The following is a 17,124-nucleotide window of genomic DNA, read 5'->3' on the forward strand; positions in this document are numbered from 1 at the left end:
CCGGCGGGGAGCCCGACCGAGCACCATCGGTCGGGCTCCCCGCCGGGAGTTCCGGCGTGCCCTCAGGGTCGTCAGCCCTGCGTGCCGCCCGGCCGGTAGCCGGGTGAGGCGACGTCCTCGACGGGCGTGCCGCCGGCCGCTGCGCCGAGCAGGGTGAGCGCCGGCAGCGCGGGTCCGGCCGGTCCGCTGCCGTCGCTGAGCACCGCCAGGGCGAGGGTGTTGCCGCCGCGGGTGCGCAGGATGCCGTTCGGCAGGACGAAGGTGTGCTGCGGGCCGACGTCGTTGGCGTACTGGCCGACGTTCCAGCCGTTGAGGAAGATCTGCACGCGGTAGGCGCGCGCCGGGTCGTCGGTGAACGTCAGACCGATCGACGCGTCGGTGCCGCTGTCGACGGCGAGGGTGAACGCGGTGCGGTACCAGGCCACGCCCTGCCGGGTGTCGGTGTGCGGCAGCGTGACCGGCGACCACGCCCGGTCGGGGAACCCCGGCAGGTGCCAGCCCTCGCGCTCGCCGTACAGGCCGCCGTTGTTGAGGGGGCCGCGTACCGCGTCGTACCCCGAAGCGCCCTGGATGCGCCAGTTCAACGGCGCGCCGTCGAGGGTCGCGGCAGTCAGACCGCGGGCGGCCTTGAACGCGTCGTTGGCACCGCCGTCCTCGTCGTGGCCCATCCGCCGGACCAGCACCGCGAGGGTGTGCGGCCCGGAGCCGCGCAGGTCCTGGGGCACCGTGAAGGCGGCCGTGGCGGACCAGGTGCCGGTGGTGACCTCGGCCTTCGCGGGGACCGGCATCCGGTGGGTGCCGAGCGGCCGGCCGTCCCACCAGGCCATCAGCAGGCCGAGGGTGCCCGTCTGGTAGGTCAGGGCGAGGTCCTGCGCGCCGCTCGCGTCGGCGATCTCCGCGCGGTACCAGACGTCGCCGTAGTGGAAGCCGTAGTCGTCCGCGAACAGCACGGCCGGCTGCCCGTCCGGCACCGCGGTCCTGCTGTGGCTGGTCGTCAGGTCGCAGGCGCGCCAGGCGCTGTCGTCGAACGCCGGGTCGGCCTCCGGGTTCTCCGCGGCGTACCGCCAGCCGGTGAGGACGGGCAGCGACACGGCTCCGGGGCCGCGCAGCGGGTTGCGGGCCGCGAGGCCGCCGGAACGGGTCGCGGTCACGGCGATGTCCTGGCCGTTCCACTCCACCGCGCTCAACGGCCCGGCCGACCAGACCTGCAGGCCGGTGGCCGCGGTGGTGTCACCGGTGAGGTGGACGCTGCGGCCGGTGATGCGCACGGTGCGGACCAGGGCGGGGCCGCTGACGAGCACGGAGCCGGCGTCGGTGTCCCGCGGCCACAGGGCGGCCGCCGCGTCGTCGTCCGCCAGCAGCACCACCAGCGGGGCGGCCTGGCCGCCGCCGTCGATCCGCACCACCGTGAGCCCGTCGAGGACGGCGTTGAGCCGCAGCGTTCCCGCGGCTTCGTCGTAGACCGCGTCGGCTTCGCCGTCCGTGACGTTCACGGTGGGGGCGTCCTGGCTGAGCAGGACGACCTCGACCGGGTCGCCGGGGCGGCCAGTGAACACCGCGAGGTCCTTGTCCGCGCCGGAGGCCCGCCACATCGGCTGGGCGGTGGAGTAGAGCAGCGCGCGCCGCCCCAGCGAGAGGTCGGTGGCGAGGAGCTTGCCGTCCTTCGCCGCCACCTTGAGCCCGCCGGCCACGGCCGGGACGGTCAGCGTGCCGGCCGCCGTGTCGACGGGCAGCGTGCAGACGGCGTCGTGGGTGGTGTCGTTGCGTAGCAGGTAGACGTGGGAGCCGCGCTCCGGGTCGGTGAGGTGGTAGACGCGGACCGATGTGCTGCTCGCGGACGTGTCCGCGGCCCGGTCGAGCACGGCGAGGTCGGGGAACGACGCGAGCAGGGAGCCGATCTGCTTCATCGGGGTGACCTTGGCCGTCAGGTGCCGCGTCTCGTCGATGGCCGCGCCGAAGTCGTACGAGGTGTAGACGACCGGGGCGGGCAGCCAGCCCCACGAGGAACCGCCGAACGTCATGTAGACGTTGTGGATCTTGATGCCGTTGGCCAGGTTCGTCAGGTAGAAGCGGCGCTCGTAGGCAGGGTCGCGGGCGGCCCAGGCCCCCGCGTACCCCTGCCCGTTGAATCCAGCGCCGCCCCAGGCGTCGAACCAGCCGCCGCCGAACTCGGCCAGGAAGCCGGGGGTGTCGGGGCTCGCGGTGGAGCCGCCCTTGTCACCGCCGATACCGAAGTAGCCCCAGTCCGGCGGATTGCCGCTGGCGTAGCCGTCGAAGGCGTACAGGTAGCGGCCGGTCTCGCCGCCGGTGTCGAAACTGCCCGGGACCCAGTAGCCGTTGCGGCCCTTGTCGTTGTGGAACAGCGGCACGTCGATGCCGTCGGCCCGCACCCTGGCGTACAGGTGGGCCATGTAGTCCGCGCCGGTCGCGCTGGTGACGTACGAGGCGTACTCGTTCTCCAACTGGTAGAGCACGACGGTCCCGCCGCCGCGGGTGTACTGGCGGGGCGCGATCACCTTGTCGACCGCGGTGAGCCACTCGTCGGCGTACCGCAGGTAGACGGGGTCGCTGGTGCGGGCCTTGGCGGCGCTGCTCGTCAGCCAGCCGGGGTAACCGCCGGCGTCCGTCTCGCCGTTGATGTACGGCCCGGGCCGCACGATCACGTACAGCCCGGTCTCGGCGGCCATGTCCAGGAACCGCCCGAGGTCGCGCACTCCCGTGAAGTCGTAGCTGCCGGGCGCGGGCGAGTGGTAGCTCCAGTTGGCGTAGATCGACACCGCGTTGTAGCCGCTCGCCGCGAGCTTCTGCAGGATGTCCCGCCACAGCGAAGGGCTGGGCAGCCGGAACGGGTGCATCTCGCCGGACCAGATGGGCACCCGGCGGCCGTCGATGATCAGCGAGTACCGGTCGAAGGCGACCGTGTGGGCCGTCCCCGGCGCGACGGCCGCCAGCGGCACCGCGGCGCCGGACGGGGAGGATCCGGCGGCGGCCTCGGCACCGGCCGGCAGTGCCAGGGACGCGGCGGCCGCCCCGGTCAGGGCCGTGAACGTACGGCGTGACAAAGACACATGGTCTCCTCGATGAGGTGGAAGTGGAGATGGAGGTGGAAGTGGAGGTGACGGGAGCGGGGAGCGGAAAGGGCTCATGGTCCGGACCGCCTGAAAACGTTTTCATGCCTATGCTGCTGCATGCCTCCCCCGAGGGGCTTCGACAACGGGTCAACCAGGCCAACACGGCCGCGACTGAACAGAATTCAGCAAACAAGCACGGGAATGAACGCGAAGATGTCGCAGCCCAGAAAGCAACCACAGTGCGGGCGTCGCGTCAACACTCCTCACAGAGAGAGACGAGATCCCGTTGGCACCAGTGGAGTTGACGGTTCAACCCCCACATTGGCACACGTCGAGTTGGCATCAGGCGGTAGGCAGACGCCGATTCGGTCGCTACTCTGGCCCGACATGAAACGTTCCAACCCCGCGCGGTGCGGCACGTGGGGACCGATCGCGGAGCGGGGCCGCTGCGCAACGAACCCAACGATTCCCAACACACCACGGGCACCGGGCACTTCGTGTCGTCAGGCTTCGGGGTGACCGGCTCCGGTTCGCCCTTCACATGGCGCGGTGGGGCCCCGTCAAACCGCTCGCGGTCGGCAGCCCGCCGGCGCGATGCTGTCACGATGCCTCCACACACCGCCTACCATGGCGAACTCGGTGACCACTTCGCGAGGATCGCCGACACCAGCCCGTACAACGCCTACACCGACCGGCCGGCGATGCTCGCACTCGCAGGGGACGTTGCCGGGCTGAAGGTTCTCGACGTCGGCTGCGGAGCCGGGCACTACGCGGCCGAACTCCTGGCGCGCGGCGCCGAGGTGGTCGGGATCGACGGCAGCGCCACACTCCTGGCTCATGCGCGGGAGCGGTTGGGCGACCGGCCGAACTGCGCGTGCACGATGCGGAGAAGCCGCTGGACTTCGTCGGCGAGGCGTCCTTCGACGGAATCGTGTGCGCCTTGATGCTCCACTACATCGCCGACCGGCAGGGCCTCCTCAGCGAGCTGCGCCGCGTGCTGCGTCCGGGCGGATGGCTGCTCGTCTCGACGACGCACCCGACGGCCGACTGGCGCAAGTTCGGCGGCTCGTACTACGCCGAGGACTGGGTCGACCGCCCGATCGCCGGGAGGACGTGGGCGATCCGCTACCAGCGCATGCCGCTGGAGACGCTGGTGAACGAGCTGCTGGCCGCCGGATTCGTGCTGGAGCGGCTCGTGGAGCCCCGCCCGGCGCCCGACCTGAAGGAAGTCGACGAAGCGGCCTACGACAAGCTCCACGAGGCTCCGTGCTTCCTCGCTGTCCGGCTTCTGCGGCCATGACGGCAGACGATCCGCACGCCGGTCCGCACGTCCCCGGCGCACGCGGCACCCGCACGGGTCCCGGGCCGGGGCGCGGCGGTGCGGGACGCACTGGACCAATCCGGGGGTGACGACGTTGTCGCACGGCCTCGTCGCAGCTCCGTGGTGTAGACCAATTTCATGCCGCACACCGGCCAGACGAATGCGCCTCCACGCCTGCGGCCAGCCATGACGTGTAAAGGTCCAGACCTAATTGGTCCAGACCCTTGCGAGGACAGCTCACGAGTGCCACGGTACGAACGTGCCCTGCGCAGGGCGTCGTCGGGATGGCTGCCATCTGCTGCCGCCCGCTGGCGGCAGCCGGACGACACCCAGCACCACGCGTCGACGAGGTACCGGCGGCGCGGTGTCCGACACCGCGCCGCAGTGCCCCCCACCGGCCCGCGGTCCCCACCGCGGGCTGCACGCCCACTCGTTCGCGATCGAAGGGAACGACCCACCATGCACGGAAAGTCCACCGGGCGCGGGTTAACCGCCAGCCTCGGTACCGTCCTCCTGCTCGCAGGTCTCGCGGCCTTCGCCGGGGGAAGCCCGGCCTCGGCCGATCCGAACACCACCACTTCGGTGTCCGCGGGACCGTCCAGTTACACCCAGGCCGTCGCCACCGGTCAGCCGTCGCAGTACAACTCCCCGCTCGAGCGGTGCGCCAACGGCGTCGACCACCCGATCAGCGGCGCCAACCCCGTCCTCAGCGAACCGCTCACGACCCAGTTCACCAGCAACGTCGGCCTGTCCGAGTACGTGACGTTCAACGGCAACCAGTGGTACGGCAACTGGGACTTCGTCTTCACCAACACCTCCTCCCAGGTGCTCTCCACCGACTGCGCGGTGCTGGTCTTCCGTGCCCCGTCGAGCTCGGACGACCACAGCTACACGGCCACCCAGTCCTACGGCCACCCGCAGCAGGACTACCTGGAGGTGCCGCGCGGGGACGGCACGTCCTTCTACATCGCCCGCCTCGGGTTCCACGACGTGCCGCTGGCGCAGCGGCAGGTGGCCCCCGGCCAGTCCTTCACGTACACGTTGGGCGGAGTGCCGTCCTCGGCGATCACCAACGACCAGATCCGCGACTCGCTGAAGTTCACCGCTGACCTGGACCTGAAGGCCAACGAGTCCCTCATCGAGCACTACGGAACCGACCGTCTGACCAACTGACCGCGACGGCGGACCCCCCTCCCCCACCCCATGCCACGGGGGAGGTCCGCCCTCGCCGCCGGGAGCGAGTGCTCGCGCACCCGCTCCCGGCACAGCCGGGCGGCGTACGTCCGCGCCGGGCGGAAGGCCCCGGACGAGGAGGGGATCGTGCAGCGCGTACCCAAGCGATGGCTGGTGCTGGCCGCGGCCGGCCTGACCCTGCTGACGGTGGCGGCCGTCCGGTCGGGCCCGTCCCACCACGGCGGCGGCTCCGGCGCCGGGATCCGGGCCGGCACCGGTGGGCCCACCCCACCGCAGCCCCAGCAGGCCTCGGCCGTGGCCCGGCAGGAGTTCGGGCTGCTGGCCGGCGGCGGCTGGGCCCAGGCCTGGGAGCTGTGGACCGCCGACGCCCAGCACGCCGTCCCGCGGGCCGAGTTCGTCCACGTGAACACCGCCTGCCGGCCGGCGGTCGGCGTCCCCTACGTGATCGACAGCAGCACTCCCACCGATCCGGCCACCGTGCGGATCGTCTGGCACCGTGCCGGTGCCACCGGCAGCAGCTCCCTGCTCTTCCAGTCGGGACGATGGCGGTTCGCGCCCGACGCGCGCACGATGAGCGACTACCGGCTCGGAGCCGACCGGCTGATCAGGAGCCGGCGGTCGGCGGGCTCATGCCACTGATGCCGGAAACCCCAGCCGCGCGGTCCCGGCGCCCGGCGAAGACGCGCGTCCCGAACCACCGGGTCCCGCGGGTCGCGGCCACGGACCGGCTCGGCTCCGCCGCGGCCACGCGCCGGCTCGGCTTCGCCGCGGTCGTGCGGCGGCTCGCGTGGGCCGCGGGCCTGGCGGTCGCCGCACTCCTCTCCCTGCCCGCGGTGGCCGCGGCCCACGCCGACCTGGTCGACGCGTCACCGTCCGATCGGGCCGTGCTGTCCGCGGAGCCGCAGCAGGTGACGCTGGTCTTCTCCGAGCGGGTGACGCTCGCGCTCAGCACGGTCGCGGTGGTCGCGCCGAACGGGCACCGGGTCGATCGGGGCGCCCCGACCGCGGCGGGCGCGGGGGGCGACCGGATCCGCGTGCGCCTCGCACCGGAGCGGGACCGCGGCACGTACGTCGTCGCGTGGCGGACCACCGCGGCCGACGACGGGCACACCACGTCGGGGCAACTCACCTTCTCGGTGGGCGCCCCCAGCAGGACCGGCGCCGCGCCGGCGCCGCTCGGCGGCCACGACCGGCTGACCGACGCGTTCCTGGACACGGCCGTCTGGCTCGGCTTCGCCGGGCTCGCGGGCCTGGTCGGCTTCGCCGCGGTCCGCCTGTACTGCCTTCCGGACCCCGGCGCGTCCCGCGACCACCACGAAGACGGGGAGACCGCGCCGCCGGCCTGGGCCGGCATGCGGTGGCCGGCCGCCGCCGGCTGGGGCCTGCTGGTGACCGGAACGCTGGTCCAGCTCTTCCTCTACGGGCCCTCCGCGCAGGGCGAGTCACTCAACTCCGCCTTCGACCGCTCCCTGCTGTCGAGTTCACTGTCGTCCCACGTGGGGCACACGCTCGTCGCCCGCTTCCTGCTGCTCGCCCTGATCGCGGCGGTCGGCGAGGAGGTCCTGCGGCACCGTCGCGCCGGGCGTGCGGCGGCCGCCGTGATCGCCTTCGCACTGGCCCTGACCTGGAGCGAGACCAGCCACGCACCGGCCGGCCCGGTCGCGCCGCTCGCCCTGACGATCACCACCCTGCACGTCACGGCGATGGCCGTGTGGGCGGGCGGCATGGCCTGCCTCGTCGTCCTGCTGACCCGCGGCCGGGACGCGGCCCTGGCCCTGGCCGCCCGGCGCTTCTCGCACCTCGCCCTGTGCGCGGTGGCCGTGCTGGCCGCCACCGGCCTCTACCAGGCCTACCGCGAAGTGGGCAGCCTCCACGGGCTGACCGGCACCCACTACGGCAGGCTCGTCCTGACCAAGGCGACGCTGTTCCTGCTCGTGGTGACGGTGGCCGCGCGAACCCACGCCCGGGTGCGCCGCCGCCGCGAGCCCGCGAGCCCGCGCGAGGCGCGCCGTCCCATCCTGCTCGAACTCGCGGGTGTCACCGCGGTCCTGGTGGTCACCGTCCTGCTCATCAGCACCGCCCCCGCCCACGTTCCGCGCACCACCTACACCGGCTCCGGCGGCGCGTCCCCCGCGGCCCCGCAGGCGCCGGGCGCCTCCCCGCGGTAGCGCCCGTCGCCCGTGAACGCCCGTGCGGGCAGGGGTGGTTCGCGGGTGCCGGCGGGCGGTCTCGCGGGCCGGTTCCCCAAGGGGCACGGACGAGGCGGTGTCCGGCCTCCGAACTGGGAGAATCCGAGACGGTCAGGCCGCCGCGCCCGTGGATAGCATCACGTCATGGACAGTGTGCGCTCGCCTGCCTTCGTCGGCCGTGACCTGGAACAGCAATGGCTCCGGGAGGCGTTGGCGCGGGGCTCGACGCGGCTGGTGGTCATCGAGGGCGAGGCCGGGATCGGCAAGTCCCGGTTCGTCCACGAGACCGTGCCGGAGGCGGCCGGTGGCGACGGTGTCCTGCTGCTGCGGTGCCCGCCGGTGGCCACCCCGTTCCCGATGGGAACGCTGGTGGAGGCTCTCGGCCCGACGCCGCCCGACCGCCGCCGGCTGGGGCGGCTCGCCGGGGCGCTGCGCCCGCTGTTCCCGGAGTGGTTGGACATCCTGCCCGAGGCGCTGCCGCCCGCGGAGAGCGGCGCCTTCGAGCGGCACCGGCTGTTCAGGGCACTCGCCGAGCTGGTGCGGACGCTGGGCGTCCACACGGTGGTGCTGGACGACGCCCACTGGGCGGACGACGCCACGCACGAGTTCCTGCTGCACCTGGCGACCGTCGACGGGGACGCGCCGGTTCGGGTGGTGGAGACCTGGCGTACCGAGGAGCGGCCTGACCCCGAACTGGTGGCGCGGATCCTGCGCATCGCGGCCGGCAGCACCGGCCGGGTGATCCCGCTGGGCCCGCTGGACCTGGCCAGCACCGAGAAGTTCGTGGCGTCGATGCTGCACGGGCCGCTCGCCTCGCCTCGCGTGGCCGACCTGCTGCACCGGCGCACGCAGGGTGTTCCGCTGCTGCTGGAGGACCTGATTCGCACGCTGAACGACCAGGTGCGGGCCAACCCCGGTGAGGTGCGCTGGAGTCCGGCGAGCATCGGCGCCCTCGCGCCGCCCGCGAGCCTGCGCGAGTCGGTGGCCGCACGGACCGAACGGCTCACGCCGTCCGCCCGGTTGACCGGCTGGGCGCTCGCCGTGCTCGCCGAGCCGGCCACCGTCGCACTGCTGGCCACGGTGACGGGCCTGGACCACCAGGAGGCCGGCACGGCGGTCGACGAGCTGATGGCGGCGCACCTGCTGAGCGCGGCGGGCGGCGGCGAGATCGCGTTCCGCCACGCGCTGGTCCTGGACGCGGTCGCCGACCAGGTGCCGCTGGGCGAGCGGTCGCGCCTGCACGCCCGTGCGGCCGCGGCGCTGGGCGCGCTGCCCGCGCCGCCGGTGGTCCGGCTGGCCCGGCACCTGAAGCTGTCGGGCGACCTGGCGGGGTGGGCCCGGTACGCCGAGCAGGTGGCGGACCTGGCGCTGGGCCGGGCCGACGACCTGACGGCGGCGACGATCCTGCTCGAACTCGCCACCGTCACGGTGCAGTCGCCGGCGGACCTGACGCGGATCGTGGCGAAGATACCCTTCGCGGTGTTCCGCAGCGTCGACCAGTACCGCGCGGTCGAGGAGGTCCTGCGGCGCGTCGCGGAGGACCCGACGCTGTCGCGGCTGGACCAGGGCCGGGTGCGCTGGCAGCTGGCGCGGGTCCTGATCCTGGAGGACCGCATGAGCGAGGCTGCCGAGGAGACGCAGCGGGCCGTGCCGCTGCTCGCGGACGAGCCGCTGCTCGCCGGGCAGGCGATGATCAACACCGTCCATCTGTCCTGGCCCACCTGGTCGTTGGCCACCCGCCAGGCGTGGCTGCAGCAGGCGGCCCGGCTGCTGCAGGACCGCGATCCCGGCTCCGAACTGCGGCTCACCTCCGATCTGGCGACCGTGCTGCTGCGCTTCGGGTCGGCGGACGGCTGGCGGGAGGCGGCGAGGATCCCGACCCGCGACATCGAGGTCAGGGACCGGCTGAACGCGGCCCGCGGGCTGGGCAACATCGGCCACTGCGCGCTGATCTGGGGCCGCTACGCGACGGCCCGCACAGCCTTGTCGGCCGCGTTCGACCTCGCGCACACCTACGACTACCCCGTCGTGTCGTCGGTGCTGGAGGACATCAGCCTGCACCTGGACTACCTGGAGGGCTCCTGGGAAGGGCTGCGGGAGCGCGCTGCCGCGCTCGTGGCCGCCGCGCGCTCCCTGGGCAGCGACCGGCTGGAGGTCGAGGTCGTCGCGGCCCGGCTGCTGGTCGCGGAGGGCGAGAGCGACGACGCACGCCGCCGGCTGCGGGCCGTCCTCGACCACCCCGCCAGCCGGCTGGGCCCCGAACTGGTCATGGAGGCCCGCGCGGTGCTGGCCGAGGTGGCGCTGGCCGGCGGCGACCCCGAGGAGGCGCTCGCGCTGACGCAGGAGCCGTTCTCGCTGATCGAGCGCACGGGGGTGTGGCTGTGGGGCACCGATCTCGTGCCCACCCGGGTGCGCGCCCTGCTGCTCACCGGCAGCGAGGAGGAGGCCATGGAGGTGGTGGACGCCATGGCCGCGGGGATCGGCGGCGGCAGTGCCCCGGCCGCCGACGCGGCGCTGCTCAGCTGCCGGGCGCTGCTTGCGCACGCCGCGGGCCACCTGTCCGAGGCGCGGGACCTGCACCGCGGGGCGGCCGCGGCCTGGCGTGAACTGCCGCGCCCGCACGAGGAGGTGCGCGAGCTGGAGGCGGCGGCCCGCTGCCTGCCGGAGAGCGCGCGGCAGGAGGCGGTCGCCGAACTCCGGGACGTCCTGCGGCGGTACACGCGGCTTGGCGCGGTCGTCCACGGCGAGCGGGTCGCGGCGGTGCTGCGCACGGCGGGGGCCGGGACGCGCGTGCCGGGACGGCGCGGCAGGAAGGGGTACGGTGCCCGGCTCTCGCCCCGTGAGCGCGAGGTGGTCCGGCTCGTGGCAGCCGGCGAGACGGACTCCGCCATCGCCGCGAAGCTGTTCAAGTCGCCCAACACCGTCCAGTCCCAGGTGAAGTCCGCCAAGCACAAGCTCGGGGTGTCCACCCGCGCCGAACTCGCCCGTGCGGCGGCGGAGTTGGCGCCGGACGACGACGAGGCGTGAGGTAGGCCCGCCGGCGCCGTCCCGCGGACGGGACCGCCGGACGAGTCCCGGCCGCCATTTATTTCACCTGTCCTGGGATTTCATTCACCCCGCGGTCCGTGACCTGCCCGTGGCGTGCGCTGGCAGACTCACCCGCACCGAAGAACGGTGCGCACTCCCCCACGGTGCTGCGCGGCCCCCGGTTCCCCACGCTCCCCCTCGGCAATGGTGCCGCGCTGCCCACAACCCTTGGAGGTACTCGTGAAACACGCCCTCGCTGCCCTGGCGGCAGCGGCGGTGCTCGTGCTGAGCGGCGCCACGGCCCAGGCCGGCACGCCACCGGCCGACTCCCCCTCGGCGGCACCCAGTTGCGCCCAGGACGTGAAGGCCGGGCACTACACGTGCTTCGCCCTGAAGCGCACCGACGTGAAGGGCGTCAAGGCGCTCGCGGCGAACGCCACCCCCAACGGGTACGGCCCCGGGGACCTGCGTGCGGCGTACAACCTGCCGGACAGCGCCACGAGCGCCACGGTCGCCATCGTCGACGCGTTCGACGACCCGAACGCCGAGTCCGACCTCGCCGCCTACCGGTCGCAGTACGGCCTGCCGGCGTGCACCACCGACAACGGCTGCTTCAGCAAGCTGAACCAGAACGGGCAGGCGAGCCCGCTACCGTCCCCCGACGCCGGTTGGGCCGGTGAGATATCCCTGGACCTCGACATGGTCTCGGCGACCTGCCCGACGTGCCACATCATGCTGGTCGAGGCGGACGACAACTCCGCCGAGAACCTCTTCGGCGCGGTCAAGAAGGCCACCGATCTCGGCGCGAAGTACGTGTCGATGAGCTTCGGCGGCTCCGAGTCCGGCGCGGAGTCCAGCTACGACTCCACGTACCTCCAGGCGACCGGCGTCGTCTACACCGCGTCGAGCGGTGACGACGGCTACGCCGCCGGGCCGATCTACCCCTCCACCTCCAACCGGGTCGTCTCGGTCGGCGGTACGTCCCTGACCCGGTCGGGCAACTCCCGCGGCTGGGACGAGTCGGTGTGGGCAGGCGCCGGCTCGGGTTGCTCCAGCGACGAGACCAAGCCGGAGTGGCAGAGCGTCGTGCCCACCGGGGTGTGCGGCCACCGGGCCGACACCGACGTCTCCGCCGTCGCCGACCCCTACACCGGCGTCGCCGTGTACCAGACGTACGGCGGCTCCGGCTGGGCGGTGTACGGCGGCACCAGCGCGTCCGCGCCGATCATCGCCAGCGTGTACGCGCTCGCCGGGACCCCGCGCTCCGACGACGAGCCCGCGTCCTACCCGTACGCGCACACCGGCGGGCTGAACGACGTGACGAGCGGGAACAACGGCGGCTGCTCCGCGTCGCTGCTGTGCACGGCGGGCGCCGGATGGGACGGCCCGACCGGGCTCGGCACCCCCGACGGGCTGGCCGCCTTCGCGCCCGGCAACAAGATCACCGTCACCGCCCCCGGCAACCAGACCGGCACCGCGGGCACGGCCGCCAGCCTGCAGATCCAGGCGACCGACTCCGACTCGGCCGCGACGCTGAGCTACTCGGCCACCGGCCTGCCCCCGGGCCTGGCGATCGACGCGCACACCGGCCTGATCTCCGGTACGCCGACGGCCGGCGGGATCGGCAACGTCACCGTCAAGGTCACCGACGACACCGGCGCGTCCGGGTCCACGTCCTTCACCTGGACCGTCGTCGGCAACGGCACCGGCTGCTTCGGGCAGACCCTGCTCAACCCCGACTTCGAGTACGGGGACGCGGGCTGGACCGCGAGTGACGGCGTGATCAACACCGACGGGGCCTACGCGCACGGCGGTTACGGCTACGCCTGGCTCGACGGGTACGGCACCGCGCACACCGCCACGCTGTCCCAGCAGGTCACCATCCCGGCCAAGTGCAAGGCCACGCTGGACTACCAGCTGCGGATCTCCAGCTACGAGAGCGCGAAGGGCGCCCGCGACATCCTCACGGTGACCGTGGGCGGGCACGCCGTGCAGTCGTTCTCCAACGCCGACAAGGGCACCGGCTACGTCGAGCGCACCGTCGACCTGTCGGCCTACGCCGGGAAGACCGTGACGATCGCCTGGACGGGCAAGGAGAACAGCTCGCTCGCCACGTCGTTCTTCGTCGACGACACCGCACTCAACCTCGGCTGACGCACAGCCCGTGCACCTTGGGCCCGTTGACACGAATACGAAAGGCAATCCCATGCGCACACGACCAAGGCGCGCCACCAGCGCCCTTGTGGCCGTCGCGTCGCTCCTGCTGGGTGCGGCGGCCCTCGACTCCGCGGCCGTCGCACCGGCCACCGCCGCCCCCGGGCAGGCGAACCCCGCCGGACACCCCCCGGCCCAACGCTGGAAGCAGAGCGGCCTGACCCAGACGCTGACCGCGAACGCGGGTCTCGGCGCCACCATCGGCTACTCGTCCGCGCTGTCCGCGGACGGCTCGACCGCGGTGCTCGGCGCGCCCGACGCCAACTACTACGACGGCGCCGTCTACGTCTTCCACAAGGCCGGCGGCACGTGGCAGCTCGACACCGAGCTGAAGCAGACCGACCTGCAGTACGCCGAGATCGGCTTCTCCGTCTCGGTGTCCGACGACGGCCGCACCATCGCGAGCGGCGGGATCAACTCCGGTGGCCGCGTCTACGTCTTCAGCAAGCAGGACACCACCTGGAAGCAGGACGCCGAGTTCAAGGCGCCTTCGGGCGGCGGGCTGTTCGACGACCTCGGTTTCGCGGTGAGCATCTCCGGCGACGGATCGACCGTCGCCGCGGGCGACTTCGCGCGCTACAACAACCAGGGCTCGGTCTTCGTCTACGACAAGGTCGCGGACGGCTGGAGCAGCGGCAGCGAGCTGAAGGCACCGGACGGCGTGGCGGGTGACCGATTCGGCTACGCGAACGGCGTCTCGCTGTCGCACGACGGCAAGGCCATCGCGGTCGGCGCGATGAGCAGGAACAAGGACAAGGGAGCGGTCTACACCTTCACCCGGCAGTCCGGCGACTGGACCCAGACCGGCGAACTGGCCGCCTCCGACGGCGCCGCGAACGAGCGCTTCGGCGAGGCCGTCGCGCTCGCCGGGACCGGCGACACCCTCGTGGTGGGCGCGCCGTACCACGGCACCGGCGTCGCCTACACCTACCAGCTCGGCGGAGGGTCCTGGACCCAGACCGGCGAGCTGCAGGCCGGCGGCAAGCGGGACTTCATGTCGGACGCCATCGCGGTGAGCATCTCCGGTGACGGCTCGGTCGTCGGTGTCGGCCTGCCCTCCCGCAACACGCTGCAGGGTGCGGCCGCGATCTTCGTCCAGGACGCCTCCGGCACCGGATACACGCAGCACGCGACGCTCGTGCCGTCGGAGTTCCGCGGCTACACCGGGGGCGCGGGCACCGGCCTGGCGCTCTCGGCCGACGGGCACACCGCCCTGGTGGGGGCGCCCATGGTGGCGCAGCCGGACTTCATCTCCGGTGCCGGCTTCGTCTACGAGGACGGGGCCGCGAAGCCCGGTCCCGGCGGGATCCTCGGCCAGGTCGCGCCGTCGGCCCGCAAGACGACCTCGCAGGGCAAGCCCCCGACGGCTGACACGCCGTCGCCCTACGGCAGGACCGGGCGGACCCAGGCCACGTCGTCGTCGCACAGCTCCAAGCTCGCCGGCCGGCACCCCGTCCTGAACACCACCCACCGCACGGCCACCGCCTGCGCGGCGGTCCCGCGGCCCGGCTACGCCAGCTGCAGCGCCCAGGTCGTCACCGACACCGCGCTCAAGCCGCTGGCGACCACGGACTACCAGGACGGCTACACGCCCGCGCAACTCCAGAGCGCCTACGGGCTGAAGGGCCTGACCGGCAAGACGACCGTGGCGGTCGTCGACGCCTACGCCAACCCCGACGCGCAGAAGTCGCTCAACGCCTACCGCGAGCAGTTCGGCCTCGGCCCGATCCACCTGATGCAGGTCGGCCAGGACGGCACCTCGAAGCTGCCGGCGGCGAACGACGGCTGGGGCACCGAGGAGATGCTCGACCTCGAAATGGTCTCGGCGACCTGCCCGACCTGCTCGATCCTGTACGTCGGCGCCGACTCGGCCAGCTTCGACGACCTGGGCACCGCCGTGAACACCGCGGTGAAGCTCGGCGCGAAGGTCGTCTCCAACTCCTACGGCGGCGACGAGGGGTCCGACAACGACCAGATCCAGGCGAAGTACTACCAGCACCCGGGCGTCGCGATCACCGCGAGCAGCGGCGACTACGGCTACGGGGTCTCGGTCCCGGCCGCGTTCAACTCGGTGATAGCCGTGGGCGGCACCTCGCTCACCGTGGACGCCTCGGGCGCCCGCACGAAGGAGACGGTCTGGGACGGCGCCGGCAGCGGCTGCTCGCGCTTCACCGCCAAGCCGTCCTGGCAGCGCGACAGCTACTGCGCCAACCGCACCGTCTCGGACGTGTCCGCGGTCGCCGACCCCGACACCGGTGTCGCGGTCTACGACTCGGTCGCCGGGGGCTGGATGGTCGTCGGCGGCACCAGCGTCTCGGCGCCGGTCATCGCCGGGATCTACGGCCTCACCGGCCACACCTCCGGCCAGCCGGCCCAGCGCCTGTACACGGCGCCCGGCCACGCGCTGTACGACGTGGGCTCCGGCCTCAACGGCACCTGCTCGTCGGACTACCTGTGCTCCGGCGTGGCCGGGTACGACGGCCCGACAGGAGTGGGTTCGCCGAGCGGCGTCGGGGCGTTCTGATCCCAGCGCGATGACCACCCGTTCCCGCTGGGCACGTCACCGCGGGGCCCCGCCCATCCGGGCCGGGGCCCCGCGGCATGCCGTGTCACGGCCGCGTCGGGCCCGGGGACGGGGTGAGCCACAGCGCCCAGTCCTGCTCGTCCGGAGCCGTCACCTCGACCCGCGCGGACGGGTCCTTCTCCCGCGCGCCGCCCTCCAGGACCGCGCCGGTCCGCGGGTCCAGCCATCGGCAGCGCACGGCGGGGACGCCGGCGGGAAGCCGCAGGGTGAGCCGGCCGCCGTGGAGCATGTAGACCAGGTAGAACCGTCCCGGATCCGCCAGGCACCAGTGCGTCTGCCCGCCGTCGAGCGGCAGCGGCCGGGCCCGGGCCAGCGGCGCGGCCAGGTGGTCCGCGACGAAGCGGAACGGGATCCGGGCGATCTCGGACCCCACGGGGCGCACGTACTCCGCGGGCGGCAGGGACTTCGGGGAGCCGCCCGGCGGGAAGTGGATCTTGTCGATGAGCATCGACCCGCCGCCCATGAGGAAGGCCCAGACGTGCTGCCGGGACGGCAGGTGCCGTTCGACGATGATCGCCCGGTCCGGATACCGGGTGCGGTACTCGGCGACCTGGCGGTACAGCTGGGCGGGCGTGGGCCGCATGCCGTCCATGAACCGCGCGGGGGTCTGCCGGCCGCCGCACGGCGCGTCCAGGGCGCCGGACGCGTCGTAGGACCAGTACCGCAGGTCGATCGTCGAGATCGACGGCGAGCGCACGGGATCGTCGAGGACCGCGTCCGTCACGTCCTTGGTCGCGCCGAGCGCGACGTGCACCGACCGTCCGTTCTCCTCCTCCCACCGCCGGATCTCGTCCAGCCAGAACTCCAGGAAGGACAGCGGCCCGGTGTACTCCTCGGCGAGCAGGAAGACGACGTTCCTGTTGTCCCCCAGCACGTCGAGGCACTTCCTGATGTACCTGCGGTGCAGTTCCCCGCGGACCGGGTGACCCACGTCGTAGAAGGCGTTCGCGGCCGGGACCCGGTCCGGCATGCCCGTGGCCTGGAGGCAGTTGGCGGGCCGCCAGGGGAAGTCCACGTAGTGGGCGTCCACCTCGACCAGGGCGTGCTGCAGGTAGAAGTCGTGGAAGAGGACGAGTCCCTTGCGGTCGCACAGGTCGGCGAACTCCTTCAGCCGCCGGAAGTAGAAGGGGTTGAAGCGGTCCAGGTCGTAGCGGGGCAGGCCGTCCCATGCCGCGGGGCCCCCGCTCCTGGGCCACGGCTGCTCGAGGAACGGCGGGACGGCGTCCGGGTCCGCCCGCCGCTCCGTGTCGTGGGCATCGCGCCTGCGGTCGAACCACAGCCCGAAGCAGTGCTCGAACCCCGGGACGCCGTGCTCCACCATCGAGTCGGTCAGCCGCGGCAGGTCCTCGGTGTGTCCGGGCCCCGTCCGGCCGGGGTCGCGGGCCGCGATGTTGGGGCGGATCGGGCAGTCGGCGAACCAGCCGTTGCTCCCCTTGAATCCGCCCCAGATCCCGTTGTGCTGGGCGAGTCCCCACACGACCCGTCCTCCGTCGGCGTACCAGCCGTTCGTGACCCGCACGGGGA

8 protein-coding genes and 1 pseudogene are annotated in these 17,124 nt (G+C 73.1%); 7 read left to right on the forward strand and 2 right to left on the reverse strand.

Annotated features, from left to right (window positions below; translation table 11 throughout):
- Positions 1 to 71: 71 nt before the first annotated feature.
- On the reverse strand, positions 72 to 3,068 hold the full coding sequence (locus tag ACH4TG_RS36695) for a beta-galactosidase (RefSeq protein ID WP_398247016.1): 2,997 nt from the start codon (positions 3,066 to 3,068) through the stop codon (positions 72 to 74).
- A 785-nt stretch (positions 3,069 to 3,853) separates the two neighbouring features.
- Here ACH4TG_RS36695 and ACH4TG_RS36700 point away from each other — a divergent pair.
- The 7 genes and pseudogenes from ACH4TG_RS36700 (at position 3,854) to ACH4TG_RS36730 (ending at position 15,540) form a co-directional block, all read left to right on the forward strand.
- Positions 3,854 to 4,371 (forward strand): annotated as a pseudogene (locus tag ACH4TG_RS36700) (class I SAM-dependent methyltransferase).
- A 480-nt stretch (positions 4,372 to 4,851) separates the two neighbouring features.
- On the forward strand, positions 4,852 to 5,565 hold the full coding sequence (locus tag ACH4TG_RS36705) for a hypothetical protein (protein WP_398247017.1): 714 nt from the start codon (positions 4,852 to 4,854) through the stop codon (positions 5,563 to 5,565).
- Positions 5,566 to 5,712: 147 nt separating this feature from the next.
- The gene (locus ACH4TG_RS36710; protein ID WP_398247018.1) at positions 5,713 to 6,225 is read left to right on the forward strand and encodes a hypothetical protein; all 513 of its coding nucleotides are present in this window, start codon (positions 5,713 to 5,715) and stop codon (positions 6,223 to 6,225) included.
- Positions 6,225 to 7,754 (forward strand): copper resistance protein CopC, encoded by a 1,530-nt coding sequence (locus tag ACH4TG_RS36715; RefSeq protein WP_398247019.1) that lies wholly within the window; start codon positions 6,225 to 6,227, stop codon positions 7,752 to 7,754. The genes ACH4TG_RS36710 and ACH4TG_RS36715 overlap by 1 nt, the downstream gene beginning before the upstream one ends.
- 165 nt (positions 7,755 to 7,919) lie before the next feature.
- Positions 7,920 to 10,802 carry an AAA family ATPase gene (locus ACH4TG_RS36720; protein ID WP_398247020.1) on the forward strand — a complete coding sequence of 961 codons (2,883 nt, stop codon included), beginning with the start codon at positions 7,920 to 7,922 and terminating at the stop codon, positions 10,800 to 10,802.
- A 240-nt stretch (positions 10,803 to 11,042) separates the two neighbouring features.
- The gene (locus ACH4TG_RS36725) at positions 11,043 to 12,956 is read left to right on the forward strand and encodes a putative Ig domain-containing protein (protein WP_398247021.1); all 1,914 of its coding nucleotides are present in this window, start codon (positions 11,043 to 11,045) and stop codon (positions 12,954 to 12,956) included.
- Positions 12,957 to 13,008: 52 nt separating this feature from the next.
- Positions 13,009 to 15,540: a hypothetical protein gene (locus tag ACH4TG_RS36730; protein ID WP_398247022.1), complete on the forward strand. Its 2,532-nt coding sequence runs from the start codon at positions 13,009 to 13,011 to the stop codon at positions 15,538 to 15,540.
- Between the two features lie 85 nt (positions 15,541 to 15,625).
- Here the strand turns inward: ACH4TG_RS36730 and ACH4TG_RS36735 are convergent, their stop codons facing one another.
- Positions 15,626 to 17,119, reverse strand: a complete 1,494-nt coding sequence (locus tag ACH4TG_RS36735) for a DUF6298 domain-containing protein (protein WP_398247023.1) — start codon at positions 17,117 to 17,119, stop codon at positions 15,626 to 15,628.
- Between the last annotated feature and the right edge of the window lie 5 nt (positions 17,120 to 17,124).

Source organism: Streptomyces sp. NPDC020917, assembly GCF_044333795.1.
In the GTDB taxonomy this organism is placed as follows: Bacteria; Actinomycetota; Actinomycetes; order Streptomycetales; family Streptomycetaceae; genus Actinacidiphila.

Excerpts from the sequence above, each read along its gene's own strand:
- ACH4TG_RS36705 (WP_398247017.1), top strand. The coding sequence starts at position 4,852 with ATGCACGGAAAGTCCACCGGGCGCGGGTTAACCGCCAGCCTCGGTACC.
- ACH4TG_RS36715 (WP_398247019.1), top strand. The coding sequence starts at position 6,225 with ATGCCGGAAACCCCAGCCGCGCGGTCCCGGCGCCCGGCGAAGACGCGC.
- ACH4TG_RS36720 (WP_398247020.1), top strand. The coding sequence starts at position 7,920 with ATGGACAGTGTGCGCTCGCCTGCCTTCGTCGGCCGTGACCTGGAACAG.
- ACH4TG_RS36730 (WP_398247022.1), top strand. The coding sequence starts at position 13,009 with ATGCGCACACGACCAAGGCGCGCCACCAGCGCCCTTGTGGCCGTCGCG.